General features: G+C 58.0%; 21 protein-coding genes. 7 read left to right on the top strand and 14 right to left on the bottom strand.

All coding sequences use genetic code 11. The features are described from left to right. Positions 1-18: 18 nt before the first annotated feature. Together ACF0H7_RS00085 and ACF0H7_RS00090 are read left to right on the top strand one after the other, a co-directional pair. Positions 19-2,175 (top strand): type I secretion system permease/ATPase, encoded by a 2,157-nt coding sequence (locus ACF0H7_RS00085; RefSeq protein ID WP_397450827.1) that lies wholly within the window; start codon positions 19-21, stop codon positions 2,173-2,175. Further along, positions 2,165-3,538, top strand: coding sequence for an HlyD family type I secretion periplasmic adaptor subunit (locus ACF0H7_RS00090; protein ID WP_397450828.1), 1,374 nt, complete (start codon positions 2,165-2,167; stop codon positions 3,536-3,538). The genes ACF0H7_RS00085 and ACF0H7_RS00090 overlap by 11 nt, the downstream gene beginning before the upstream one ends. A gap of 133 nt (positions 3,539-3,671) precedes the next feature. On the opposite strand, the gene ACF0H7_RS00095 is transcribed toward ACF0H7_RS00090, so the two are convergent. From ACF0H7_RS00095 to argH, 6 genes are all read right to left on the bottom strand, one after another. Continuing rightward, the gene (locus ACF0H7_RS00095) at positions 3,672-4,679 is read right to left on the bottom strand and encodes an aldo/keto reductase (RefSeq protein ID WP_397450829.1); all 1,008 of its coding nucleotides are present in this window, start codon (positions 4,677-4,679) and stop codon (positions 3,672-3,674) included. Between the two features lie 318 nt (positions 4,680-4,997). Continuing rightward, on the bottom strand, positions 4,998-6,167 hold the full coding sequence (locus ACF0H7_RS00100) for an MFS transporter (protein WP_397450830.1): 1,170 nt from the start codon (positions 6,165-6,167) through the stop codon (positions 4,998-5,000). A gap of 125 nt (positions 6,168-6,292) precedes the next feature. Continuing rightward, positions 6,293-7,114, bottom strand: coding sequence for an ABC transporter substrate-binding protein (locus ACF0H7_RS00105; protein WP_397450831.1), 822 nt, complete (start codon positions 7,112-7,114; stop codon positions 6,293-6,295). Positions 7,115-7,141: 27 nt separating this feature from the next. Then, positions 7,142-7,906 carry an amino acid ABC transporter ATP-binding protein gene (locus ACF0H7_RS00110; RefSeq protein WP_397450832.1) on the bottom strand — a complete coding sequence of 255 codons (765 nt, stop codon included), beginning with the start codon at positions 7,904-7,906 and terminating at the stop codon, positions 7,142-7,144. Positions 7,907-7,927: 21 nt separating this feature from the next. Beyond that, positions 7,928-8,806: an amino acid ABC transporter permease gene (locus ACF0H7_RS00115; RefSeq protein WP_397450833.1), complete on the bottom strand. Its 879-nt coding sequence runs from the start codon at positions 8,804-8,806 to the stop codon at positions 7,928-7,930. Between the two features lie 23 nt (positions 8,807-8,829). Then, positions 8,830-10,257: an argininosuccinate lyase gene (argH, locus tag ACF0H7_RS00120; protein WP_397450834.1), complete on the bottom strand. Its 1,428-nt coding sequence runs from the start codon at positions 10,255-10,257 to the stop codon at positions 8,830-8,832. Positions 10,258-10,474: 217 nt separating this feature from the next. Here argH and ACF0H7_RS00125 point away from each other — a divergent pair, with 217 nt between their 5' ends. Continuing rightward, the gene (locus tag ACF0H7_RS00125; RefSeq protein WP_397450835.1) at positions 10,475-11,440 is read left to right on the top strand and encodes a LysR family transcriptional regulator; all 966 of its coding nucleotides are present in this window, start codon (positions 10,475-10,477) and stop codon (positions 11,438-11,440) included. 32 nt (positions 11,441-11,472) lie between these two features. On the opposite strand, the gene ACF0H7_RS00130 is transcribed toward ACF0H7_RS00125, so the two are convergent. Then, the gene (locus ACF0H7_RS00130) at positions 11,473-12,159 is read right to left on the bottom strand and encodes an HAD-IA family hydrolase (protein WP_397450836.1); all 687 of its coding nucleotides are present in this window, start codon (positions 12,157-12,159) and stop codon (positions 11,473-11,475) included. A gap of 114 nt (positions 12,160-12,273) precedes the next feature. On the opposite strand from ACF0H7_RS00130, the gene ACF0H7_RS00135 reads away from it, so the two are divergent. Both ACF0H7_RS00135 and ACF0H7_RS00140 read left to right on the top strand, forming a co-directional pair. Then, entirely contained in the window at positions 12,274-13,752 is a 1,479-nt protein-coding gene (locus tag ACF0H7_RS00135) for a YdgA family protein (RefSeq protein ID WP_397450837.1), read from the top strand. A 203-nt stretch (positions 13,753-13,955) separates the two neighbouring features. Next, positions 13,956-14,912: a LysR family transcriptional regulator gene (locus ACF0H7_RS00140; protein WP_397450838.1), complete on the top strand. Its 957-nt coding sequence runs from the start codon at positions 13,956-13,958 to the stop codon at positions 14,910-14,912. Here ACF0H7_RS00140 and ACF0H7_RS00145 read toward each other — a convergent pair. Beyond that, entirely contained in the window at positions 14,905-16,245 is a 1,341-nt protein-coding gene (locus ACF0H7_RS00145) for a PLP-dependent aminotransferase family protein (RefSeq protein ID WP_397450839.1), read from the bottom strand. The genes ACF0H7_RS00140 and ACF0H7_RS00145 overlap by 8 nt on opposite strands. An 87-nt stretch (positions 16,246-16,332) precedes the next feature. Between ACF0H7_RS00145 and ACF0H7_RS00150 the strand changes: the two genes are divergently transcribed. Then, positions 16,333-17,289 carry a threonine dehydratase gene (locus ACF0H7_RS00150; RefSeq protein WP_397450840.1) on the top strand — a complete coding sequence of 319 codons (957 nt, stop codon included), beginning with the start codon at positions 16,333-16,335 and terminating at the stop codon, positions 17,287-17,289. 51 nt (positions 17,290-17,340) lie between these two features. On the opposite strand, the gene cysC is transcribed toward ACF0H7_RS00150, so the two are convergent. The 5 genes from cysC to ACF0H7_RS00175 all read right to left on the bottom strand — a co-directional run bounded on the left by cysC (position 17,341) and on the right by ACF0H7_RS00175 (position 20,658). After that, the gene (gene cysC, locus ACF0H7_RS00155; protein WP_397450841.1) at positions 17,341-17,940 is read right to left on the bottom strand and encodes an adenylyl-sulfate kinase; all 600 of its coding nucleotides are present in this window, start codon (positions 17,938-17,940) and stop codon (positions 17,341-17,343) included. After that, complete coding sequence (locus tag ACF0H7_RS00160; protein ID WP_397450842.1) at positions 17,933-18,631, bottom strand: sulfotransferase family protein; 699 nt, start codon at positions 18,629-18,631, stop codon at positions 17,933-17,935. Before ACF0H7_RS00160 ends, cysC begins: the two co-directional genes overlap by 8 nt. Before the next feature lie 299 nt (positions 18,632-18,930). Then, positions 18,931-19,335, bottom strand: coding sequence for a DUF488 domain-containing protein (locus ACF0H7_RS00165; RefSeq protein WP_397450843.1), 405 nt, complete (start codon positions 19,333-19,335; stop codon positions 18,931-18,933). Positions 19,336-19,353: 18 nt separating this feature from the next. Next, entirely contained in the window at positions 19,354-20,073 is a 720-nt protein-coding gene (locus ACF0H7_RS00170) for a hypothetical protein (RefSeq protein ID WP_397450844.1), read from the bottom strand. Positions 20,074-20,262: 189 nt separating this feature from the next. Next, a complete protein-coding gene (locus tag ACF0H7_RS00175; RefSeq protein WP_397450845.1) occupies positions 20,263-20,658 on the bottom strand; it encodes a hypothetical protein in 396 nt (131 codons plus the stop codon). 502 nt (positions 20,659-21,160) lie between these two features. Here ACF0H7_RS00175 and ACF0H7_RS00180 point away from each other — a divergent pair. Continuing rightward, positions 21,161-22,372, top strand: coding sequence for a tyrosine-type recombinase/integrase (locus tag ACF0H7_RS00180; RefSeq protein ID WP_397450846.1), 1,212 nt, complete (start codon positions 21,161-21,163; stop codon positions 22,370-22,372). Here the strand turns inward: ACF0H7_RS00180 and ACF0H7_RS00185 are convergent. After that, positions 22,369-22,854 carry a hypothetical protein gene (locus ACF0H7_RS00185; protein ID WP_397450847.1) on the bottom strand — a complete coding sequence of 162 codons (486 nt, stop codon included), beginning with the start codon at positions 22,852-22,854 and terminating at the stop codon, positions 22,369-22,371. The two genes, ACF0H7_RS00180 and ACF0H7_RS00185, sit on opposite strands and share 4 nt — an antisense overlap. Between the last annotated feature and the right edge of the window lie 61 nt (positions 22,855-22,915).

Consider the following 22,915-nt stretch of genomic DNA (forward strand, 5'->3'; position numbering starts at 1 on the left):
TAATCAAGAGTGACACGCGTGGAATCAGAAGTTAGTCGAGTTCAACTCAGTCATGATCCACGCGCGCAACACGACGATCCGTTACTGGATGGTCTGCTCACGCTGTGCCAGTTGCATCAAAAGCCGGCCAGCCGGGCGATGCTGACCTCGGGTCTGCCATTGCCTGCGCAACGCTTGAGCGCGGATTTGCTGCCCCGTGCAGCCGCCCGCGCCGGTCTGCAAGGGCGTTTGATGCAGCGCAAGCTGGAGCAGATTCCTGCGATCGCCATGCCGGCGTTGTTGTTGCTCAAAGAAGGGCGCGCTGCGGTATTGGTCGGCTGGACAGCAGACGGTCAGGCGCGCTTGCTGCTCAGCGAAAGCGACGGTGGCGAAGTGCGTGTGTCCCGCGAGCTGTTGGCGGACGATTACAGCGGCCGAGTGTTTTTTGCTCAGCCACAACACAAATTCGACGTGAACCACGGCTCGCTGATCCCGCGCGCACGGTCGTGGTTCCGCGACACCTTGAAGCGCTCGCGTTGGTTGTATGTCGATGCGATTGCGGCCAGCCTGTTGATCAACATCATCGCCATGGCGGCTCCGCTGTTCGTGATGAACGTCTACGACCGCGTGGTGCCGAACCAGGCGGCATCGACCCTGTGGGTGCTGGCGATCGGCATCACCGGCGCCTACATTTTTGACCTGTTGCTGAAAAGCTTGCGCAGCCTGTGCCTCGACCTTGCCGGGAAAAAAACCGACCTGATCATCTCCGCGACACTGTTCGAGCGCATCGTCGGCATGGCGATGCGTTATCGCCCGGCCCGGGTCGGCAGCTTTGCGCAGAACATCCATGAGTTTCAGTCGTTGCGCGATTTCCTCGCCTCGCTGACCCTCACCAGCCTAATCGACCTGCCGTTTACCTTGCTGATTCTGTTGGTCATCGGTCTGCTCGGTGGCCCGCTGGTGTGGGTGCCGGTGGTGGCATTCCCGTTGGCGCTGCTGATCAGCTGGGGTCTGCAAAAGCCACTGACCGCGACCATGGAACGCACCATGGCGCTGGGCGCCGAGCGTCAGTCGAGCCTGATCGAAACCCTGGCCGGGCTGGACGCGGTCAAGGTCAACAACGCCGAGAGCGAACGTCAGTACCACTGGGAACAGACCATTGGTACCCTGAGCCGCCTCGAGTTGCGGGTCAAAATGCTCTCCAGCCTGGCGATGAACATCACCCTGCTGATCCAGCAACTGGCCGGGGTGATCATCATCATTTTCGGCGTGTACCAGATCATCGACGGCAACCTGAGCATGGGCGGTCTGATTGCCTGCTACATGCTCAGCGGTCGTGCGCTGAGCCCACTGGGTTCGCTGGCCGGTCTGCTGACGCGCTATCAACAGGCGCGGGTGACCATGACCTCGGTCGACCAGATGATGGAGTTGCCGCAAGAGCGCAACTACGACGAGCGCCCACTGACTCGCAGAACCCTGCAAGGCGCGGTGGAATGTCGCCAGATGAACTTCACCTACCCGCAACAGCAGAACGCGGCGCTGACCAACATTAACCTGACGATCAAGCCGGGCGAGAAAATCGCTATCATCGGCCGTAGCGGTTCCGGGAAAAGCTCCCTCGCCAAATTGCTGGTCGGCCTGTATCAGCCTGATTCCGGCGCGTTGCTGGTGGATGGCGTGGACATTCGGCAGATCGACGTCAGCGAATTGCGCCACAACATCGGCTACGTTGCGCAGGACATCCAGCTGTTGAGCGGCACTTTGCGTGACAACCTGGTTTCGGGTGCGCGTTACGTCGAAGATGAACTGGTGCTGCAAGCGGCTGAGCTGGCGGGCGTGCATGAGTTCGCCCGTTTGCACCCGCAAGGCTACGAATTGCAGGTCGGCGAGCGCGGTCAGAACCTTTCCGGCGGACAGCGGCAGAACGTTGCCCTGGCCCGAGCGTTATTGCTCAACCCGCCGATTCTGTTGCTCGATGAACCGACCAGCGCCATGGACAACACCGGTGAAGAGCGCCTGAAGCAACGCCTGCAAGGCGTTATCGACAATAAAACCATGATTCTGGTCACGCACCGTGCCTCGCTGTTGTCGTTGGTGGACCGCTTGATCGTGATCGACAGAGGCCAGATCCTGGCAGACGGCCCGAAAGCCGCCGTGATGGAAGCGTTGAAAAAGGGGCAGATCGGTGTTGCTTAAGTCAGAAGGTGGGGGCTGGACCGGCTCGCTGATACGTTATTTCAAAGGCACCGATTCGATGCTTGGGCAGCCGCTGCCCGAGGTCAATAAAGCGCTGTTCGAAGATGCACCGCGTGTTGTGCGGTTGACTATCTGGGCGTTGATCGGCTTCTTCGTGTTCCTCGTATCTTGGGCGCATTTCGCGATTATCGATGAAGTGACCAAGGGCGACGGCAAGGCCATTCCATCGTCCAAGCTGCAGAAAATCCAGAACCTGGAAGGCGGCATCATTTCTGAGCTGTTTGTCCACGAAGGGCAAATCGTCGAAATCGGCGACCCGCTGTTGCGTCTGGACGCCACGCGCTTTGTCTCCAACGTCGGCGAAACCGAGGCGGATCGCCTGGCCATGCTGCTGCGCGTCGAGCGCTTGAGCGCTGAGGTGGATGATCGCGCGCTGAACATCACCGACGAAGTCAGCAAGGCAGCGCCCAGTCAGGCTGCCAACGAACGCTCGTTGTACGAAAGCCGTCGCCAGCAATTGCACGACGAAGTGGCTGGATTGCAGGAACAACTGATTCAGAAACAACAAGAACTGCGCGAGTTTTCCTCCAAGCAGTCCCAGTACAAACACAGCCTGGACCTGCTGCGGCAGGAAATCGGTATGTCCGAACCGTTAGTGGCGCAGGGTGCAGTTTCGCCAGTTGAAGTGCTGCGTTTGAAACGTTCGGAAGTTGAAGTGCGCGGGCAAATGGACGCAACCACCCTGGCCATCCCGCGTGCGGAATCGGCGATCAAGGAAGTGGCGCGCAAAATCGACGAGACCCGTGGCAAATTTCGCAGCGAAGCCCTGACTCAGTTGAACGAAGCGCGAACTGATCTGAGCAAGGCTCAGGCCACCGGCAAAGCGCTGGAAGATCGGGTGAGCCGCACGCTGGTGACCTCACCAGTGCGCGGTATCGTCAAGCAGCTGTTGGTCAACACCATCGGCGGCGTGATCCAGCCGGGCAGCGACCTGGTAGAAATCGTGCCGCTGGACGACACCCTGCTGATCGAAGCGCGGATCCGTCCACAAGACGTCGCCTTCATTCATCCGGGTCAGGAAGCGATGGTCAAGTTCACCGCCTATGACTTCACCATCTACGGGGGGCTGAAGGCCAAGCTGGAGCAAATCGGTGCCGACACCATCACTGATGACGACGGCAACACCTTCTACGTGATCAAACTGCGCACCGACCGCAGCCACCTGGGTACCGATGAGCATCCGCTGCTGATCATTCCCGGCATGGTCGCTTCGGTGGACATCATCACCGGCAAGAAAAGCATCCTCAGCTATCTGTTGAAACCGATCTTGCGGGCGCGGGCAGAGGCGATGCACGAGCGCTAACAACAGACGACGCCTTACCTGTAGGAGCTGCCAAAGGCTGCGAAAGGTCCGAAGGACCTTCATAGCGATTGATTGGGCGACCCGTGCCCGGTCGATCGCAGCCTTCGGCAGCTCCTGCAAAGTATCCGGTGTACTAACGCAACTGCCGCCCCGACACAAAATGCGCGACGTCGTTGTACCCCGGCGTCGACGAATGCCCCGGCGTGACCAGCGAATCGATAAACGCCTCATCCTCCGCCGTGATCTTCACCTCGGTCGCCTTGAGGTAGCCATCCCACTGCTCTTCGGTACGCGGCCCGACAATGGCCGACGACACCGCTTTGTTATTCAGCACCCAGGCAATCGCAAACTCGACGATGCCGACACCTTTGGCCTGGGTGTATTCCTGAATCTTCTGCGCAATCCGCAGTGACTCGACGCGCCATTCGGTTTCCAGAATGCGCTTGTCCTGACGCCCGGCGCGGCTGTTGCTGTCGGGGGTGACGTCAGGGGCGTATTTACCGCTGAGCACGCCGCGCGCCAATGGGCTGTAAGGCACGACGCCCAGACCATGAAACGCCGCCGCCGTAATCTGCTCGACCTCGGCGGTGCGGTTGGTGATGTTGTACAGCGGTTGGCTGATCACCGGTTTATCGACGCCCAGGCGCTCGGCGACCTTGACGATTTCAGCGATGCGCCAGCCGCGGAAGTTGGACACGCCCCAATGACGAATTTTGCCTTGGCGAATCAGGTCACCAATGGCTGAAACCGTCACGTCCAGTGGCGTGTCGTGATCTTCGCGGTGCAAGTAATAGATGTCGATGTAGTCGGTGCCGATACGACTCAGGCTGGCTTCGATACCGTTGAAGATATGCTTGCGACTCAAGCCGCTGGAGTTCGGCACACCATGGGTCGGGCCGCTGCCGATTTTGGTCGCCAGGACCCAGTTATCACGCCGCGTCGCAATGGCTTCGCCGACGATCTCTTCGGAGCGCCCGGCGCAATACACGTCCGCAGTGTCGATGAAATTGATGCCTTGGTCCCAAGCCTTATCGATGATTCGCAGCGACTCTTCGGTACTGGTCTGATCGCCGAACATCATGGTGCCGAGATTTAAAGTTGAAACGCGCAAGCCGGATTGGCCAAGAATGCGATAAGTCATGTTCGATATCCTTTTCAATGAAGGAGGGGAAGGCAGAACACAGGAAGACTAACGTCCCTCAAACCTGCGGTTTTTGTCAAACGGCAGACAAAAAAAAGCCCGGCAAGAGCCGGGCTGAAAGGGAAGTCTGAGAGTTCGAGGGAGCAAACCGTATAAATGTGGACTTCATGGGGCTGATTCTACGCAGTGCCCGATTATTAAGAAGTCAATCAGAGTGCTACCGGATATCGTTGAAATTAATAGTGCGATAACGCGAGCGATATCAATCCTGTGGGAGCTCAATTTATTTTGGGAGCCAACTTGTTGGCGAAAGCGGTCTCACAGAACAGCCTTGATCCTTCGGCCACTCAAGAAACACAAAGTCCCACCCACCGCCGTCAAACAGCTCAACACATAGAACATGCTGGTCGGCGTCGAGTTGATCAGCAGGTAGCCGCAGATCACAGGGCTCATGGCGCCACCAAAGGCTGCGAGGTTTTGCGCGCCGTAATAACTGCCGCGCAATGGCTCGGGGGCTATGGTGTCGATGAACAGGAATTCCGCCGGGTAGATGATCATCTCGCCCAAAGTAAAGACGAACATCGCCACACACCACGACAGCATGCTCTGGGCATGACTGAAGCCGATCAATCCGGCGATGAACAGCGCCGTGCCAAGGCAGATCCAGTAACGCAACTGCTCGCGTTTGAGAAAGCGGCCAATTTGATACTGCATGAGAATCACAGTCACGGCATTGCACGCGAGCACGGCCGACATGATGTTCAGCGCCTGGTCGGGCTTGTACATCACCAGCAGGTACTGCGACATGTACAGCGTGTAACGGCCGTGGACGATAGTGCTCAACAGGCTGCCGCAGGTGAACATGATCAGCGTGCGGTCACTTCTGAGAGTCGCCAGGGTGTCGAGGAAACTCAGGGGTTTGCTGTCGCCGCTGCGTTGGGTCGGCGCAATGCCGATCATCAGGAACACGCTGCAAAAGGCGATGCCGCTGGCGATCCAGAACGGCGCCAATGGCAGTTGCCCGGCAATCAACACGCCGAGCATCGGGCCGGTGGCGTAGCCGATGTTGGTCAGCGTATAGCGCAGGGAGAACACCTTGGCCCGCTGCCCGATCGGCAGGTTCTCACTGATGATTGCCTTGGAGCCGATCAGAAACAACGCAGACGCAGCCTCGGTAATCACCAGGGTCAGGGTGGTCAGGTAAACGTTGTTGGCCAGGGTCAGCAGCACAAAGCCGACCGAACTGGAGAGCATCGCCAGAATCAGCAGCTTGCGCTTCTCCAGGCGGTCGATGACGTAGCCGCCATACAGCCCGAGCAAGGTGGCGATGAACACCGCGATACCCAGCAGCAGCCCGACATCCTGTTGATTCAGCCCCAACCGCTTGCTCAGGAACAACGTCAGCAAAGGACTGGTGATCGCCCGGCTGACAACGATCGTCAGCGAACAGATCATCAGCCGGCGAATCACGAGCGAGTAAGTAGCCACAGCGTTGCGTATGTCCTTATGGGTAGAGTTCCCTGTAGGAGCGGGCTTGCCCGCGATGGCGTCGGATCAGACGCACCGAATCAAGGCCATCGCGGGCAAGCCCGCTCCTACAATGTGGAGGCGAATTACTTACCGTTATTGACCAGAATCTTGTCCACGGCACCCGATTCCAGGTTCCACTTCTTCAGGATGGCCTGGTAAGTACCGTCGGCAATCATGCCTTGCAGCGCTTCACTGATCGCGGTGACCAATTCAGGGTTGGCCTTGTTTACGCCCAGACCGGTGAACTGTTTGGAGATCGCGGTGCCCAGCGGTTTGTATTGATCCTTCTCCTGCGACATCAGGTAAGGAATGGTTTCGCTACCTTGCATGGCGGCATCCAGACGACCCTGACGCAATTGCGCGCGCGCGTCGGCGGAGCCTTCGGAACCGAGCACGATCAGCGCAGGTTTGCCCGCCGCTTCGCAATTGGCCTTGCTCCACTCGGCGGCTTCGGCCGGCCAGGTGGTGCGACGGCTGGTGCCGACTTTCTTGCCGCACAGATCGGTGACGTCCTTGATGTCGTCACGCTTGGCCAGGGTGTAGAACTGCGGGCCGCTGGTGAAGTAGTCGATGAAGGTCACCGACTTCTGGCGTTCTGCGGTGTCGGTCATGCCCGACAGCACCAGGTCGACGCGCTTGGTCACCAGGCCGCTGACCATCTGTTCGAACGCGGTTTCCTGCCATTTGATCTTCACGCCCAGACGCTCGCCCAGGGCGTTGCCCAGGTCGTAGTCGATGCCGGTCAGGGTGTTGGTCGCCGGGTCCTTGAAGTCCATCGGCGGGTAGTTCGGCATGATCGCCACGACGAGTTCGCCCTTGGCTTTGATCGCAGCCGGCAACTCGGCCCAGGCCGAGGTGGACGCCATCAAGGCGGCAAGTACGGAGGTAAGGATCAGGTTCTTCATGAAGTCGTTCTCGATTTGAGTTGTAATTTAGGTACGAACGGCAGAGATGAAGCTTTGAGTGCGTGGGTTTTGTGGATTTATTAGAATTTCCTCGGGGCTTCCGGCCTCCACAATCTGGCCAGCGTCCATGAACACCATGCGGTTGGACACTTCGCGAGCGAAGCCCAATTCGTGGGTCACGACGATCATGGTCATGCCGGTGTGCGCGAGGTCGCGCATCACCGACAACACCTCACCGACCAGCTCCGGGTCGAGTGCAGAAGTAGGTTCATCGAACAACATCAATTTGGGGCGCATCGCCAACGCGCGGGCGATCGCGACGCGCTGCTGCTGACCGCCGGACAGCTCGACCGGATACGCATGGCGCTTGTCCGCCAGACCGACCCGAGCCAGTAACTCGATCGCCTCTTCGGTGGCCTCCTTGGGAGAGCGCTTGAGCACCTGGCACGGCCCTTCGATGATGTTTTGCAGCACGGTCATGTGCGGGAACAGGTTGAAGCGCTGGAACACCATGCCGGTGGCCAGACGCTGACGGGCAATCTGCGCCTCGGTCAGCTCGTGCAACTTGTTGCCAACGATGCGATAGCCGACCAGTTCGCCGTCGACCCACAGGCCGCCCTTGTCGATCTTTTCCAGCTGATTGACGCAGCGCAGCAGGGTGCTTTTACCCGAACCCGATGGGCCGATGATGCACAGCACTTCGCCTTGTTCGACTTCCAGGCTGATGTTTTGCAGTGCGTGATAACTGTCGTAGAACTTGTTCAGGGCTACAGCTTTGACGATGCTTCTCATGTGAAATTCTCCTCGGCAGTCTTACGAACGCTTGCCGGCGCCGCGGGCAAAACGACGCTCGAGGCGGTTCTGACCGAAAGAAAGAACGGTAACCACCGCCAGGTACCAAATACCGGCGACGATCAGCAGCTCCATCACTCGCGCGTTGGCGTAGTAGATGGTTTGGGCGTTGTAGAGCAGCTCGGAATACTGGATGACGCTGGCCAGGCTGGTCATTTTCACCATGCCAATAAACTCGTTGCCCACCGGCGGAATGATCACGCGCATGGCCTGCGGCAGGATGATCCGGCGTAGCGCCTGCAGGCGTGGCATGCCGATGGACTTGGCGGCTTCGTACTGACCGGTGTCTACCGACAGCAGGCCGGCGCGCACTACTTCGGCGGTGTAAGCACCCTGGTTAATACTCAGCCCCAGCAGCGCCGCCACGAACGGCGTCATCAGGCTGACCGTGTCCAGCTGGAACAGTCCGGGGATGGCGATCACCGGGAAAATCAGCGCCAGGTTGAACCACAGCAGCAGTTGCAAAATCAGCGGCGTACCGCGAAACAGCCAGGTGTACGTGATCGCCACGTAACGCAGGATCGGGTTCTGCGACATGCGCATGATCGCGGTAATGACCCCGAACAACACGCCCAGCGCCATTGCCAGCACGGCCATGATGATGGTGTTCATCAGGCCGAACATGATCGCTTGCGAGGTCAGGAACTGGCCGATGTACGACCATTCGATCTGGCCAATGGCGAACGCGCGAATCAGCCCGGCGAGGGCGACCACGATCAGAGTGGCGAAGAAAATCCGCCCGTAATAGCGTCGGGGGACGTGTTCGTACTGGGTGATGTCGAACTGGTTTTCGTTCTTCTTGCGCTCGGCCTGCAAGCGCTCTGCCTGAGTCTGGCTCATGGTGTTTCTCCGAAGTCGCCTCGTCAGATACGAAAGCCGTTGTAGGTGTTGGCCCATTGCAGCTGGCCTTTGAGGGCGGTTTGCAAGCGCTCGATCTGTTGCCGCACCTGCTGCGGTGCGGTGCCGCCCCAACCGCTGCGGGCCGCGATGGCGGCTTCGAGGGTCAGACAGTCGCGCACTTGTGGGGTCAGGCGCGTATCGACTTCGGCCAGCATCGCCGGGGTGGCCTCCCACAATTCAATGCCATGTTTCTCGCACAACTGGACCAGCGCGCCGGTGATCTCATGCGCTTCTTTGAATGGCACGCCACGCACCGCCAGCCAATCGGCGACTTCGGTGGCCAGGGTGAAGCCCAGGGGTGCCTGACGCCGCAACTCTTCGACGTTGACCTTCATGGTCGCGACCATGCCAGCCATCGCCGGCAGCACCAGCAGCAAGGTGTCGACGGTGTCGAGCACGCTGCTCTTGTCTTCGCTCAGATCGCGGTTGTAGGAGAGCGGCAGCGATTTCAGGGTCGAGAGCAACCCGGTGAGGTTGCCGATCAAACGCCCCGCTTTACCGCGAGCCAGTTCGGCAATGTCCGGATTCTTTTTCTGCGGCATGATCGAGCTACCGGTCGCGTAGGCATCGTCCAGCACAACCCACTGAAACTGGCGTGACGACCACAGGCAGAACTCTTCGGCCAAGCGCGAAATATTGACCCCCAGCATGCTGGCGACGAACAGGAACTCCGCGACGTGGTCACGGCTGGCGACGGCGTCGATGGAGTTTTCGCACGGCGCGGTGTAGCCCATTTCCTTGGCCGACAGTTCCGGATGACGCGCAATCGCGGAGCCGGCCATGGCTGCTGCACCGAGGGGCGAGAAAGCACAGCGTACGTCCCAGTCCACCAGACGCTGAACATCGCGCAAAAACGACTGGGCATGCGCCAGCAAATGATGGGCAAACACAATCGGCTGCGCTTGTTGAAGGTGGGTGAAGCCAGGGCAAATGCTTTCAATGTGCTGCTCGGCCTGGTCCACCAACGCGCTTTGCAGGGCCAGCACTTCAGTGGTCAGGGTGCGCGCATGATCACGCAAGAACAGACGCAGATCGTTGGCCGTCTGGTCGTTGCGCGAGCGACCGGCGCGCAGCTTGCCGCCCAGCGCGCCGAGGCGTTCCGTCAACACGCGTTCGATGAAGGTGTGTACGTCTTCGTCAGCCAATGTCGGATGCAGGTGGCCGTTGCGGAAGTCATTGCCAATGCCGTCCAGTGCGTCGAGCATCAACTGGGTTTCGGACTCATCGAGCAGGCCGGCCCGCTGCAATTCATGGGCGTGCGCCCGGGAGCCGGCGAGGTCGTAGGGCGTCAGGCGAAAATAACGCTCCGGGCACCGCGACAGCGCCGCCAGGGCTTCAGAAGGGCCACTCTTGAAACGTGCGCCCCAGAGGCGGTCGGTCGCTTGCGTCATTATTCTTTTCCTCGGTCGATAACACAGAAATCACAAGCACAAAGACCTGATCGAAATGTCAGGAATTTAGTTGCTTGAAGCCAGCAGTTTGGCGCCGAACGGACAAATGATTTCGAGGTTGCCAATCGCAATAATTGAGGGTCATTATTGTGCGCTGGCGTTATATATTTTGTTGGGCGAAGCCTGTTGAATAGTGTGAGTGAGGTCAATAAGTATTATGGAAACCCCACTTTCCACTTCTGGAAACTTGCCGCCTAAACCGGGAGGTCGAGCGCCACTGGCACTCAGTGGTCTGGACTTCAAGCTGCTCCGGGTATTTAAGGCGGTGGTGGAAGCGGGAGGTTTTAGTGCGGCACAAAACGAGCTGAACGTAGGCTTGGCGGCGATCAGCAAACAGATCTCCGACCTCGAAATCCGGATCGGCATGCGCCTGTGTACGCGCGGTCGGGAAGGCTTTTGCCTGACCGAAGAGGGCAAGCAGGTGTATCAGGCGTCTATCGATCTGTTCGCCTCGGTCGACAGTTTTCGCGACAAACTCAGCTCCGCACAAAATGAGTTGATCGGTGATTTAAGTATTGGCGTTATTGACAATACCGTGTCCGATGTTAATTCACCTTTAGTGGCTGCGTTGCGTACTTTAAATGAGAGTGCGCCGAAAGTAAGGCTGCGCTTACATGCCGCACAATTGGATGAGGTTGAACGCGGCGTGGTCGAAGGTCGATTAATTATGGGGGTTGTCCCGGTGTATCAAAAGCGTGAAGAGTTTGATTACTTCGCGTTGTATGAAGAACGCTCCCAAGCCTACTGCGCTGCCGGTCACGTGCTGTTTGCAGTGCCTGACAGTGAGATGGATGCCAACGTGTTGCGCCAGCATCAGGTGGTCAATCATCGATACGCCGTACATGGGGCGAAAGCCAACTTCGTCGATTACGACAACGTCGGCGCCTCGGCCTCGCAAGTTGAGGCGGTGGCGATGCTGATCCTTACCGGACGGTTTGTCGGCTTCCTGCCGCAACACTATGCCGAGCCGTTGGTGCGCGAAGGCAAACTGCGTGCGCTGCGGCCGGATTTGATCAATCTCTCAACACCTTTCAACGTGATCCTGCGCCACAACTCGCCGCGAAGTCCGCTGGTCAAGGCATTCGCGGAGGCGTTGGGCGTGGACCTCAAGGTCATGGCCTGACCGGTCTGATCAAAACCGAAGGATGTTCCGGATCAATACCCCGGCAACCCCCACGCCTCCAACGGAAACGCTTCCAGCGACGGCAAGCACAGGTCGGCATGGGTGTATTGCTCAAGCGGCATGTGGGAATCCGGCACGGCCACGGCGTACATTCCAGCGGCCTTGGCTGCCGTCACGCCGAGCGGCGAGTCTTCGAATACCAGACAGTCTTTCGGATCGACCCCCAGTCGGCGAGCGGCAACCAGAAAAATATCGGGGGCGGGTTTGGCGGCGCCGACTTGCGGATCGTCAGCGGTGACCACGGTATCGAACAGCTCGAACCACGCGCGGTGCAAGGTGGTTTTGGCCTCGAAATAGTGAACCGAGGAGCTGGTCCCGACCGCAATCGGGATGTTGTTCGCGGCCAGGTGGCGTACCAGTGCTTCGGCGCCGGCCATCGCTGACGACTGCGGGAAACGCTCGTTCAGCATCGGTTCGCGGGTGGTCAGGAACTCATCGATGGACATTGGCAGCTCAAGGGCGTTGATCACATACCCGGCAAAGTCCCGCGCGCCCCGGCCGATGGTGTCCCGTTTGACCTCCCAGTCGAAGGCCCGGCCGTAACGGCTGGCGATCAGGTGCGTGACTTCGGTGTAGATGCCCTCGGTATCCAACAACAGGCCATCCATATCGAAAATAACGGCCTTGATCGGGCCAAAATCCGTGTTTCGCTCAGCCATGTCGTCTGATCCCGTATTCATATCCGAACATCAGCCTAACGTTTCAGGGAAGACCGTGGCTAGCCGCGGATGATAATCTCGCGCGTTCATGGACAGCGAAGGATGGAAGGGCAGATGAGCAAATCAGCAAAGGTTGCAGTAGGAATCGTCGTTGCAGTGGCAGCACTGAGTACGGCCGGGGCGTGGTACACCGGTGGTCAATTGGAAGGCGTTTTGCGCACGACCATTGATGATGCGAACCATCAGGTAAAGAGCTCGCTCAACGGTTTTGACGGCACTGCGACCCTGGAGCTGGTTTCCATCGAGCGCCATCTGTTCAGCAGCACCGCGCACTATCGGATGACCCTCAACAGCAAAAAGCTGGGGAACGAGAACGTAGAGTTGCTGTTCGTCGACAATATCGAACATGGCCCGCTGCCGTTCTCGCGCTTGAAGACCTTGAACCTGGTGCCGGTAATGGCTGCCAGTAATTACGAGATTGAGAAAAACGCGGCCACCGAGAAGTGGTTCGCCCTGACCAACGGCGCGACGCCGCTGAAAGGCCACACCGCCATTGGCTACGACCGCTCGGTGTCAGGCGCGTTAGAAGTATTGCCGCTGGACGTCAAGAATCAGGACAGCGCTTTCAAATTCTCCGGTTTGAACCTGGCGGTGGACGCCAGCGAAAACGGCGACAAAGTCAAAGTGGTTGGCAAGCTCGACGGCCTCAACGTGACCATGCCTTCCGAACAAGGCCCGGTCAGTGTCGAACTGCATGACGTGACCTTCAATACCGGCGGTACCAAAGGCGCGTCAGGCTTCTATCTGGGCCACAGCGATTTCAAGATCGCCAACGCGGTGTTCCAGGTGGTTGGCAAGCCGCCGCTGAAACTGCATGACTTCGTCAACACCAGCTTGCTGCAGGAAGACGCTTCGACCCTGTCAGCACAAGTGACCTACGACATCGGCATGATCAATTACAGCGGCCAGGATGTCGGCGCGGCGCAAATGTTGTGGAAGTTTAGCAACTTTGACGTCGCTTCGACCCAGGCGCTGTACACGCTCTACCAACAGAAAGTTCAGCCACAGCAACAAGCCGCAGCGCTGGCCGGACAGCCGCTGAAACTGCAATTGAGCGACGCCGATCAAGCGCAACTCGATGCCAATATGCTGAAAATGCTGGCCGCCAAGCCGCACATCGAACTGGAAAAGCTCTCGCTCAAAACACCGAATGGCGAAAGTCAGCTACATATCGCGCTGGACCTGAACAACCCTGGCACGCTTGATCAACAGATCCCGGATCTGGTCAGAAAACTGCTGACACAACTGGACGCTAAACTGGTGATCTCCAAGCCAATGGTCAAAGACCTCGCCAGCATGGCGGCCACCGCCGGTGGTCAGACCGATCCAAAAGTTATCGAGCAACAGGCCCAAAGCGCGAGCGACACGGTGGGCGGCATGGCCGTGGTCACGCAACTGGCCAAGGTCCAGGGCGAAGACGTGGTCTCCACGCTGCATTACGCCAACGACGTGGTTAACTTCAACGATCAGAAAATGACCGTGCCGCAGTTCGTCAATATGCTTGTGAGCAAGTTCGGCGGCATGGGCCAATAGCTCAGGCAGATTGCAAAGAAACAACCCCTTGAACCCGGTGCCTATTTTCAATAAACAGAATTACCTGTTTTGAGATAATCACCGGGTTCATTGCTTTATATACTACTGCGCAGGGAGAACTGGGCAGGCGTGCGGCTTAGGTCGAAGTGTACGGCCCTGCTGCATCGTCTACCCTTTTCACGCTAATCACCTGCGGGTATTCGATGGACACTTTCCAAAACATGCGGGCCTTTAGTCTGGTGGTCCAAACGGGCAGCTTTACCGCCGCCGCTGAACTCATGGATAAAACCACCGCTAACGTTTCCAAGGCCGTCTCCCAGCTGGAAGCCCATCTGCATACACGCTTGCTGAACCGCACCACGCGGCGCATCGCCCTGACCGAGGCGGGCAAGCGTTACCTGCTGCGTTGTGAGCGCATTCTGGAGGATCTTCAGGAGGCCGAGGCGGAGGCCAGTATCGCCAACGCCAAGCCCGCGGGAAATCTGAAAGTGCACGCCATGGCGGGTGTGGGCACGCACTACGTCATCGACGCCATTGCCCGTTATCGCGAAGTGCGTCCGGAAGTGACCTTTGACCTGACCCTGTCCAACAAGCTTCCGGATTTGCTGGAAGAGGGCTATGACGTCTCGATCATCACCGCCAGCGACTTGCCGGATTCCGGATTCGTCGCTCATCGACTGGGCATGACCTACAACATCCTCTGTGCTTCTCCGGGCTATGTGGCCAAGCATGGTCAGCCTTCATCGCCGTCGGAACTACACCAGTACGATTGCCTGCGCGTGACCAACGCTTCGGTGCCTCAAGAGCGCCTGGAGTTTGTCGGGCCAGAGGAGCAGGAAGAGCTGATCACCTTGTCGCATTTTCCCTTTCATGTGAACACCGCCGATGGCATGACCGTCGCGATCAAGAGCGGCATGGGGATTGGCGTGCAACCGGTCTTTTCCGCCATCGACGGCCTGCGTGACGGCAGTCTGGTGCGTGTCTTGCCACAGCATCGCTTGCAGGAAATCAACCTCTACGCGATCTATCCGTCGCGTCAGTTTCTCGATGCAAAAATCAAAACCTGGGTCACCTTCCTGCGCGAATCGTTGCCCACTGTCTTGGCGGCCCATGAAGGCGATTTGAAGACCCACTCGGCGATTAAATTCATCGCTATTTAATAATCTCTGCGACCCGTTCCAGCGCCACTTTCAACTGTGCTCGGTTACTCGCCGCGCACAGGCTGATGCGGATTGCGTGGGTGTCGTGCTCCTTGACCGCGAACACCTCTGCCGGCACCACATCGACCTGCGCCGCCCGGCAGGCCTGTGCCAGTGCCATCGACGGCATCGAACAGGTCACCCAGATATGCGGTGAGGGGCTTTCGCTCTGATACAGCGCTGAGCCAAGGAATTTCTTCGCCAGCCGCCAACGCTGGGTGGTTTCTTCGGTTTGCCAGGCCAGCCGGCGTTGCGCGGTGCCGTCCTTGATCCACTGCCCGGCGATGGACAGGCACAGCGGCGAGATGCCCCAGTGCGTGGCTTGCGCATGCGGATCGATCTGCTCGAGTAACGAAGGGTCGGCCGTGATCCAGCCAACCCGCAGGCCGGGGGCGACGGTCTTCGACAGGCTGGTCACCAGCAGCCCGCGTTCGCCCAGCAGCCGGGTCAGCGGCGGTGTGGAGGTCAGTGCGCCGTACACGTCATCTTCAATGACCAAAAGCCCGTGTTGTTTCACCACCTCGGCAATTTCAAGCTGGCGCTGAGGTGACATGATGGTCGACGTGGGGTTTTGCAGGACCGGGGTCAGCACCACCACCCTGGCGCCCGTCGCACGCGCCATGCGGTCCAGCTCTTCCGGAACAATCCCGTGGTGGTCCAGTGCGACGCCATGCAAAGGCAGGCGCAATTGCCGACAGGCCGCCTTGATCCCCGGCGCGGTAAACGCCTCCACCAGCACCGGTTCACCGGGCTGACACAGCGACAACAGCGCCATGAACAACCCTTGCTGGGCGCCGCCACACAGCAGCACATTTTCTGCGGCGACGTTCAGCCCGCGCCTGGTCATCCACGCAGCACCCTGCGCGCGACCCCATGCCAGGTCGTCTGCGCCAAGATAGCTTTGCAGGCGTTGTGCGTGGCCGCTGTCGATCAGGGTGCTGAGCGAGCGCTCTTCATCCCGACTGTCGTCGTCGGTCACCGGCACATTAGTGGACAGATCAATCAGCGTTGGTCGCTCGCCGGGTTGTTTAAGACGGAACAGGGTTGCCTCTTTGCTGCCCGCCAGTACATAGGTGCCGCGTCCGACCTCCCCCGAGACCAAATGCCGACGTGCCGCCTCGCGATAGGCCTGCATGGTCGTGCTCGGATTCAAGCCGAGGTTCCACGCCAGACGCCGTTGTGGCGGCAGACGCTCACCGACTTTCAGCTCACCGCTTTCGATCGCGTGGGTGATGGCGTCAACCAGCGCCAGGTATTTCGGTTGGTCGCTGTCCGGCAGCGTTGGCGTCCACATTTATTGTTGCTCATGCAATATAAGGTTTAACCCATACAATGCTCTGCGCCTAAGATCGAGTCAAACCCACCCAACTGATGGTGTCCCATGTTTGATCTGACGGCCTTGCGCCACGCTGCACAATCCATTCGCCCATTGATTCCGGGCACGCCGCAGTACGCCTGGCCGCGTTTGGCCGAACGTCTGGGCTGCGAAGTCTGGGTCAAACACGAGAACCATGCACCAACCGGCGCGTTCAAGGTTCGAGGCGGGCTGACCTATGTGCAAGGGCTGCTTCAGCGTAAACCCGAGGTCGCGGGTCTGGTGACCGCCACCCGCGGCAACCACGGTCAAAGCCTGGCCATGGCCGCACGCAACGCCGGTTTGCCGATCATCATTGTGGTGCCTGTGGGTAACTCGGCGGAGAAAAATGCCGCCATGCGGGCGATGGGCGCGCAGTTGATCGAGTTCGGTCAGGACTTCGACGAAGCGCGAACCGAAGCCGCGCGTCAGGCCGAAACTCACGGCTACGAAAGTGTCCCCGCTTTTCACCCTGACCTGATCAAAGGCGTGGCGACTTACGCGCTGGAACTGCTGGAAGCTGTGCAGGATCTGAAAACCGTCTACGTGCCGATTGGCATGGGCTCTGGCATCTGCGGGCTGATTCAGACCCGTGACTTGCTGGGGCTGAACACCGAAATTGTCGGTGTCGTTTCAGCGAATGCCGACGCCTTTGCCCAGAGCTTCGAACAAGGTCGGATCATTACCACGGAAACCGCCAATACCTTCGCCGACGGCATGGCCTGTCGCATGCCGCTGCCGGAAGCCTTCGAGATTATTCGCCAGGGTGCTGCGCGGATCGTGCGGGTCAGCGAGGACGAAATTGCCGACGCGATAAGGGTGTTCCACGAAGATACCCACAACACTGCCGAAGGCGCTGGCGCCGCAGGGTTGGCAGCGTTGATCAAGGAACGTCACGTGCAGCAGGGGCAGAGAGTGGCGGTTATTTTGAGCGGTGCAAATATTGATCGGCAGGTTTTTGCGCGGGTGCTTGGCGGCCTTTAACGGCGGGTGAAAAAAGCGGCGAGTTCACCCAAGGTGCTCGCTGCCTGCTCTTCAGCCATGCATCCGATCCAGTTGCTGCGCCAACCGATCAATAAAACCGTCGCTCTCGCCGGTGCTGGTATCGATCACGAACTCGGGCTTCAGCGGTGCTTCATAGGGGCTGTCGATGCCGGTGAAGTTGGTGATCCGGCCTTCTTTCACTGCCTTGTACAGGCCCTTTGCGTCGCGCCGGACACATTCCTCAAGAGGCGTGCTGACATGGACCTCGATGAACTCGCCGTCAGCGAAGCCTTGTCGGGCGGCGTCACGGTCGGCACGGAACGGCGAGATCACCGAGACAATCACCACCAGGCCGGCATCGACCATCAATTTAGCGACTTCGACGATGCGTCTGACGTTCTCGTGACGATCAGCATCGGTCATGCCCAAGTCATTGCACAGGCCCTGACGCAAGCGATCACCGTCCAGCAGGTAGCTGTGCATGCCGTTGGCTTGCAGCGCGTGGTCCAACTGGTTGCCCAAGGTAGATTTGCCCGCACCCGAGAGCCCGGTGAACCAGATGCAACAAGGGCGCTGCTGCTTCATGCCGGCGCGCAGGGCGTGATCGACGCTCAAGGCGGGCGCGATGATGATTGGTCTTAACTCAGTCATAAGCGAACAACTCGTAGTCACGGGCATAAACCTCCCTCACTCGGCGCCGGGAGGCGGCGGAGCAAATGTTGCGATTTTCGTCACTTGGCCGTAGTCGCGAGCGGTTGATGTGCTGCAACTCGGCTTTAACATCCAGTTGTTTGCAAAGCGCGACGAAATCCTCGGTCAGGGTTTCCTGCCGTCCAATGAAATCAACATCGATCAGTCCGATCGAGTTTTGCAGAAAGAGGTGTTGCGGCGCGAAGTGTATCTGCCGGTTGATGTTGTCCGGGTGCAGCCAGTTATCAATGAACGCATCGAAATTAGGAAACTTGTTCACTAGTTCATTGGCTGCCCGATCGCGTTTTTGCGTGTTGTGCAGCAAATAGTTGTACGCTGACCAAGCTCTTTGTAATGGATCTCGTACAAAGCCAAACTTGAAGTAGTGGGTGTAGCGTTCGTAGAACTGCTTCTCATACCAGTACAAGGGGATGTGACCAGTGGGCGTATCGCCAAATATCGACATCGCCACACTGCTGCCCGCGCATTTGGGGACGTGGATGAAGATACACTCCAGCTCGTCGAAGACCGCCGGGAACTCGATGCGACTGGACATCGTCTTGTCTACGACCTGCCGATCCACGACCGAGAGCCGCTCAAGCAGAAGTTCTCGCTGCATCTTTGGAATCAACTTCCAAAATAAGCGGGTCATAGTTGGGGAGCCTGTAGCTTTCATAGATTAGTTGCTCAGGATACAGCCGCTGATCGTCAAGCCAACAATCTTTTCACAGTATTTACATAGGTGAAAAGCCTATTCACTAATGTAAATTAAATGTAAATATCATGATACTTTCTTGTCAGGTGGCGGCGGGCTATCCGGTGCTGTGGGTGTCTTAATATGCACGGACTAACTATTCCAGTCGCGAGGTGCGTCGGCATCCGCTGAGTCCGTTGCAACCATCGCATCGCTCAAGCATAAAAAATGTTTTATCAGAAATGAAAAACCATCGATCAGTGGTCGGGGAAATCACTGAGGTAACACGCCGGCGAACGGGCATCCGAGCGCCTATCCAACTCCTCCTCCAGCCATTGCGCAAGGACCACCGCGTTATTGGCCAGCGGGTCGTTGGCGGAAAAAATCAGCGTCAGCGTGTCCTTGGCGGCACTATCCACCAGCCCCCACCAATGCTGCGGGTGAGCTGCCAACTCTTGGCGGTAAGCGGTTGTGAACTGTGCAAAATCCAGATCACCTGCTTTGAAGGCCTTGCGCAATGAAGTGGAAGGCGCAACGTCAGGTAGCCATTGGTCCAGCGGGAGTTGGTCTTTGCGACAGTTACGCGGCCAGAGACGGTCGACCAGAATGCGCTGACCGTCGGTGGAAGCGGCGGGGGCGTAGGCGCGTTTGCATTGGATCATGGTTGATGCCTGCTGAACCTACTCAAGCCTAAAATCACTCAGATCAATGGACACCAGCAACAAATCGCGAATCGGCTTCAGATCATTACCGCGCATATAGGCACGCCGCTTCGACGGAAATGAAATGCCGTTGGCCTGGACGATCTCACTCACGTACTGGGCCGCGCGAAACCCGCCGGCTACGTCGACCTGATAGTCGTGTCTTCGCAACAGGTAGTCTTCACCGAAGTAAAAGTCCTGCTCGATACAGTGACTCTCTATCTCCCTGGGAAATCGCGCCCGGAGTACTCGCCAATGCTCATCGCCTTCCTTCCACGGTTCAATCTCGGTGACCTCAAAACCACTCGACGCCAGCATGAAAGGCGTATTGAGGTACGTCCACATCGCATATCCGTTGAAGTACGCCAGATGAAGCGGATCCCAAGGCGTGTCGAATGTGTGACCCAAAAACGACTTTCTGGGATTCAACCGCTCATTGATGACCGTACCCTCGTTGGTTTCGATCGCCACACGCCCCGGTTCGAACACGCTGTGCCATTCCGGCTTGCCGAATGGACTCGCCGAGGCGGTTTGCTCCAGCATCGTCGCCGTCATCTCGCGCGGAGTGGTGGTCGCTTCGAGTCCTTTTAACGGCCACAACCCACCTCCACCGATGATGGTGGCCGTGACTCGCGAGAATTGATTCCAGCGATCAAGGCCGCCGTGTGCATCCAGGACATTCGCCAGAAGGCTATTCATTGTTCCTCCGCTGTAGGCCGATGTCGCCTTGGGTATGGGGAACCTTAGGATAGTTGAGTAGGTGATTGGTGTTGGTTTTGAGGGGGCTTACTTCTATCAATCGAATAGCTGCGCGACAGCGTGGCGTCAGGGCAGCTGGAAGGTAGGGTGTAGTCGAGGGGGGAGAAGGCTTGTGAGGTTTTCGACCTGTCACTGAGGTTTCAGGGTGTAGTGGAAATGCACCTCACCGGTATCGGGTTTCACAAACCAGTAGTCGTCATTGTCCTTCTTCAAGCGATAGCACTCGTGAGGATTCTTCGAGGTTACAAAGCAAATCACTCCATCTTTGGTGCTCCAACGCTCGACCTCCGGTGCGTTGCCTGACATCTGGAAAACTTCCGTCCCGTCGCCATTGAAGCTCAGCGAATACGGAAGCCCTGATGTTCCGACATTCAACAGCTTATTTCCGATCAACGTGCTCCGTATCTGTGCATCATCCAGAGCTACAGCCGAAGGCGGAATGGGTTTTATCCCGCTTTGCCCGGAAGATGCGCAGCCAGTCAGTAGTGCTGCAATGGCTAACAATTTCAAGGCGCTCACATTCATCTCGCAGCTCATCCGGCATTGAAAGGGTAGGTTGGATCTAGCAGGAAAGGAGGATAGTCAGGCCGACGCTCGTGATTAGATCAATTACAGATAGGCCCAATAGCGGTTGGCGCTTTGGCAGAGCTGACCTTGGCCGCAAGCTTAGATCTCCTCGGGATCTAGAACATCTAATGTATCTGAAACGGGATTTGAGACAGGAAAAGGAAATCAACTTGGACGAGCAGATAAATGAGTCGTTATAAGGACTGCAGGTGCCGGTGAGGTTCCTGCTAACGCTCTGCAATTACCGCAAAAACAAAAAAGCCCGCACATGGCGGGCTTTCTGTTGAATCTGGTGCACCAGGCGGGATTCGAACCCACGACCACTGCCTTCGGAGGGCAAATTCAGGTGCAGCGTCTATAGGGTAGTGCCCAGTATTCATTGGGCTTACAGTCCGGTTGCGTCCGCCAATCCTTGACCGTATAGTTGTTTTTGCTGTCACTCTGCTGTCATGGGCCCGGAATGAAAACAAAGATCACTGGAAAGACGATAACCGGCATTGTGCCTGCGGCGAAGACTTACCGTATTCACGACACTCTGCAACCAGGGCTTTCCATTCGGGTTCTTCCAAGCGGGCACGCGAGTTATATGGTCACTTGGGCGCGGAACAAGGCGGCCACCCTCGGCCGCGTCGGCGCGATGACGCTCGACCAGGCGCGCAAGGAGTCGGCACAGTACCTTGCTGATGCTCACGCTAATGGCGAGCCCTTAGCCGTGACGGAGAAACGTGCCGGTGCCGCAATGCCCACCCTTGAAGAGTTTCTGACCGCTTCCTTCGAGCCGTGGGCCGTTGAGCACCACCGCGATGCCAAAAATGGTAACCGGGCGATTCGGCACAGCTTCGACGAACTGCTTGCTCTCCCTCTCAGCAGCATCGATACCAAGCGCGTCGAGCAGATCCGTACTGCCTGGCTTCGCGCAGGGCGGGCACCATCGACCGCGAATCGGAATATCACGCGCCTTCGTGGAGTGCTGAGCCGGGCGGTGGAGTGGGGTATGTTGGATATTCACCCGCTGGTGAAGGTGCGCCGATTGAAGGTGGATGATCGCAGCCGGATACGCTACCTCAGCACTGACGAGGAGACTGCCTTGCGGAAGGCGATGGATGCCCGCAGCGGCGAAATACGCGCCGGGCGCGACAGTGCCAACAAGTGGCGATTAGAACGCCAGAAAGAGCCCATGGTCGACCTGGGGGCTGTGCGCTTTACCGATCACCTGGAGCCGCTGGTGCTGCTCTCGATCAATACCGGCGTGCGGCGCGGGGAGGCCTTCAACCTGACTTGGCCTGATGTCGACCTGAAGAACAAACTTATCACCGTTGAGGGCGACACTTCTAAATCGGGGCAGACAAGGCACATACCCTTGAATAGGGAGGCGCTCGACACGCTGACGAAGTGGAAAGAGCAAGGCGACGGGGTTGGCTTCGTTTTCCCAGGCCGGGACGGCAATCGGCTGGATAACGTCAAGAAGTCATGGGCCGGGGCGCTCCAGCTGGCCAAGGTCGACCGCTTCCGCTGGCACGACCTACGCCACACGTTCGCTTCTAAGCTGGTCATGGCCGGCGTACCGCTCAATACGGTACGGGATCTGCTGGGGCATTCGGATATCAAGATGACGTTGCGCTATGCCCACTTGGCGCCTGGCACTAAGGCGGCGGCGGTGGAGCTGATTTAAAATGGGATTATGTCCTCATCTCTAATAGGTACGATCGTCGCGCTATTGCGGTACTTTTCGACGTGCTCGAGAAGGTCACGCCAGCCGGACCTAACTGCACTCAATGACAAATCATCATTGCGATGACTAAAAGTACCGTCGGGGTAATTAAGCCAAAAATATGAACTTGCCTTGATAGTTTCCCAGATTCTCAACTCGTCGTATGTGAGAGCCTCTGGCAAGTTGATAGCGAGCATTACGAGTCGCACAGACTCATCAGTCGACCATACGTTGTCGAGCACGATTGCCAGGGATGTCCCATTAACATCGGTTGATTGTTGTTCGATTGCCTGGGAAATGGCCCACTCGATTACAGCTGTCAAAGAGCGCTTTTGTAAGCGCCCCATTATGTCGAGCGCGAACTTTATTTTCGGATCAATCCTGATCCCAACGGCAACCGTGGTGCTGGTCTCGCCGGTCCGCTTGCTCGTCTTCGTTGCCATAGCCCTACCACCTCAACGGGTCGGCCCAACCGACCTACGCGCATAGCTTGCTGCACTCGCA

It is taken from the genome of Pseudomonas sp. NA-150 (assembly GCF_044336365.1).
Lineage (GTDB): Bacteria > Pseudomonadota > Gammaproteobacteria > Pseudomonadales > Pseudomonadaceae > Aquipseudomonas.

Excerpts from the sequence above, each read along its gene's own strand:
- ACF0H7_RS00115 (WP_397450833.1), bottom strand. The coding sequence starts at position 8,806 with ATGAGCCAGACTCAGGCAGAGCGCTTGCAGGCCGAGCGCAAGAAGAAC.
- ACF0H7_RS00170 (WP_397450844.1), bottom strand. The coding sequence starts at position 20,073 with ATGAATAGCCTTCTGGCGAATGTCCTGGATGCACACGGCGGCCTTGAT.
- ACF0H7_RS00140 (WP_397450838.1), top strand. The coding sequence starts at position 13,956 with ATGGACACTTTCCAAAACATGCGGGCCTTTAGTCTGGTGGTCCAAACG.
- ACF0H7_RS00130 (WP_397450836.1), bottom strand. The coding sequence starts at position 12,159 with ATGGCTGAGCGAAACACGGATTTTGGCCCGATCAAGGCCGTTATTTTC.
- ACF0H7_RS00110 (WP_397450832.1), bottom strand. The coding sequence starts at position 7,906 with ATGAGAAGCATCGTCAAAGCTGTAGCCCTGAACAAGTTCTACGACAGT.
- ACF0H7_RS00095 (WP_397450829.1), bottom strand. The coding sequence starts at position 4,679 with ATGACTTATCGCATTCTTGGCCAATCCGGCTTGCGCGTTTCAACTTTA.
- ACF0H7_RS00150 (WP_397450840.1), top strand. The coding sequence starts at position 16,333 with ATGTTTGATCTGACGGCCTTGCGCCACGCTGCACAATCCATTCGCCCA.
- ACF0H7_RS00165 (WP_397450843.1), bottom strand. The coding sequence starts at position 19,335 with ATGATCCAATGCAAACGCGCCTACGCCCCCGCCGCTTCCACCGACGGT.
- ACF0H7_RS00125 (WP_397450835.1), top strand. The coding sequence starts at position 10,475 with ATGGAAACCCCACTTTCCACTTCTGGAAACTTGCCGCCTAAACCGGGA.
- ACF0H7_RS00185 (WP_397450847.1), bottom strand. The coding sequence starts at position 22,854 with ATGGCAACGAAGACGAGCAAGCGGACCGGCGAGACCAGCACCACGGTT.
- argH (WP_397450834.1), bottom strand. The coding sequence starts at position 10,257 with ATGACGCAAGCGACCGACCGCCTCTGGGGCGCACGTTTCAAGAGTGGC.
- ACF0H7_RS00175 (WP_397450845.1), bottom strand. The coding sequence starts at position 20,658 with ATGAATGTGAGCGCCTTGAAATTGTTAGCCATTGCAGCACTACTGACT.
- ACF0H7_RS00145 (WP_397450839.1), bottom strand. The coding sequence starts at position 16,245 with ATGTGGACGCCAACGCTGCCGGACAGCGACCAACCGAAATACCTGGCG.
- ACF0H7_RS00180 (WP_397450846.1), top strand. The coding sequence starts at position 21,161 with ATGAAAACAAAGATCACTGGAAAGACGATAACCGGCATTGTGCCTGCG.
- ACF0H7_RS00160 (WP_397450842.1), bottom strand. The coding sequence starts at position 18,631 with ATGACCCGCTTATTTTGGAAGTTGATTCCAAAGATGCAGCGAGAACTT.
- ACF0H7_RS00135 (WP_397450837.1), top strand. The coding sequence starts at position 12,274 with ATGAGCAAATCAGCAAAGGTTGCAGTAGGAATCGTCGTTGCAGTGGCA.
- cysC (WP_397450841.1), bottom strand. The coding sequence starts at position 17,940 with ATGACTGAGTTAAGACCAATCATCATCGCGCCCGCCTTGAGCGTCGAT.
- ACF0H7_RS00105 (WP_397450831.1), bottom strand. The coding sequence starts at position 7,114 with ATGAAGAACCTGATCCTTACCTCCGTACTTGCCGCCTTGATGGCGTCC.